This window comes from Streptomyces filipinensis (genome assembly GCF_014649495.1).
In the GTDB taxonomy this organism is placed as follows: domain Bacteria; phylum Actinomycetota; class Actinomycetes; order Streptomycetales; family Streptomycetaceae; genus Streptomyces; species Streptomyces filipinensis.
The window spans coordinates 1-1528 of the sequence record NZ_BMTD01000063.1; the positions used below are offsets into that span (position 1 = coordinate 1).

Sequence of the window (1528 nt, forward strand, 5' to 3'; positions counted from 1 at the left end):
AGACGTCGTTTCTTATGGCGTGATCGTTCGTTGAACCGTGCATGACGGATCTGGTTGAGCGGTTGGTGCCGGACGAGTTATGGGTGCTGTTCCGGCAGGTGGTGCCGCCAACGGAGGTGAGACGCCCGCAGGGTGGTGGTCGGCGACGGGCCGGGGATCGCGAGACCTTGGCGGCGATCATTTTCGTGGCCACGTCGGGCTGCACATGGCGGCAGCTGCCGCAAGTGTTCGGCCCTGCCTGGCCCACCGTCTACCGGCGCTTCGCCCAGTGGAGCCAGGATCGGGTCTGGGCCAGGCTCCACCGGGTCGTCCTGGACGAGCTCGGTGCCAGAGGTGATCTGGACTGGTCGCGGTGCGCGATCGACTCCGTCAGCGTGCGGGCGGCAAAAGGGGGCCGCTGACCGGACCGAATCCGACCGACCGCGGCAAGCCGGGATCGAAAATCCACCTGATCACAGACCGGAATGGACTGCCTCTGTCGCTGGGCATCTCCGGCGCCAACATGCACGACAGTCTCGGTCTGAAGCCGCTGGTCCGCGGGATCCCGCCCATCCGTTCCCGTCGCGGTCCGCGTCGCCGGCGTCCCGCCAAGCTCCATGCCGACAAGGGATACGACTACGACCACCTGCGGCGATGGCTGCGCAAGACGGGCATCCGCCATCGGATCGCTCGCAAAGGCATCGAGTCCTCGACACGCCTGGGCCGTCATCGCTGGGTCGTCGAGAGAACCGTGTCCTGGCTCGCCGGATGCCGACGCCTGCACCGCCGCTACGAGCGCAAGGCCGAGCACTTCCTCGCTTTCGTCGGCATAGCTGCCGCCCTCATCGGCTACCGCCGACTCAGCAGCTGAGCGGGCCCAAGCCTGCTCTGTCGGTGGCAGCCCGTAAGGTGCGCGCAACGTCTCCAAGGAGGAGGGTCCGTGGGATTTTCGGGTCACCTGGTCTTTGCCCGTAGCAAGCGTCCGTTGCTGGAAGCACCTGTGTTCAACAGCATCAGCCACGAGCTGAAGGACACCGTGCATGCGTGGTGGCCGCGACCGGGTGGTTGGCAGACCCTCCAGTTCGATCATGGACTATGGGAGGACGCCTACCTGTCCGCCCTGGTCGGATGGACCGGCGCACCGGCCTGCGTCGCAGACGTCTTTGATAGCGACATTGCCCTCGTGACCGGGCTGGGAACCAACGGGCAGCGTTGGCAGGCGTGGCTCAACTTGGATAACGCTGCGGCACTCCTCACCGAGGAACCAGAGGACCTGGACGACGCGAGCCTGTGGGTGGGTACACCCGAGTTCAACGAGGCTGTGAGGTGCAAGCGCGCGGAGCTCGAGGTGGATGTTCCAGCCGGCGCTGAAGGCGCCCTCGTTTGGGCTGCAGCGGCTGGCATACCAGTCACAGCGCAGCAGTCCGGGATCGAAGAGCTACTGTGCTCGCGGGACACCTTTGTGGAGGACCTCTTCAGCGTGCTGCTGGACCAGTTGGGCTTTCCCCAGGCCGCCCAGCCCTCGCCAGAGCCATAAGAAACGGCGTCT

At 65.8% G+C, this 1528-nt stretch carries 2 protein-coding genes; both read left to right on the forward strand.

Annotated features, from left to right (window positions below; genetic code table 11):
• Positions 1 to 41 precede the first annotated feature (41 nt).
• A protein-coding gene (locus IE244_RS41435; RefSeq protein WP_373305842.1) for an IS5 family transposase occupies positions 42 to 850 on the forward strand; the annotation gives its coding sequence in 2 pieces (ribosomal slippage) (positions 42 to 389 and positions 392 to 850; 807 coding nt in all).
• 69 nt (positions 851 to 919) lie between these two features.
• Positions 920 to 1516, forward strand: a complete 597-nt coding sequence (locus tag IE244_RS41440; RefSeq protein ID WP_191878753.1) for a hypothetical protein — start codon at positions 920 to 922, stop codon at positions 1514 to 1516.
• Positions 1517 to 1528: the final 12 nt, after the last annotated feature.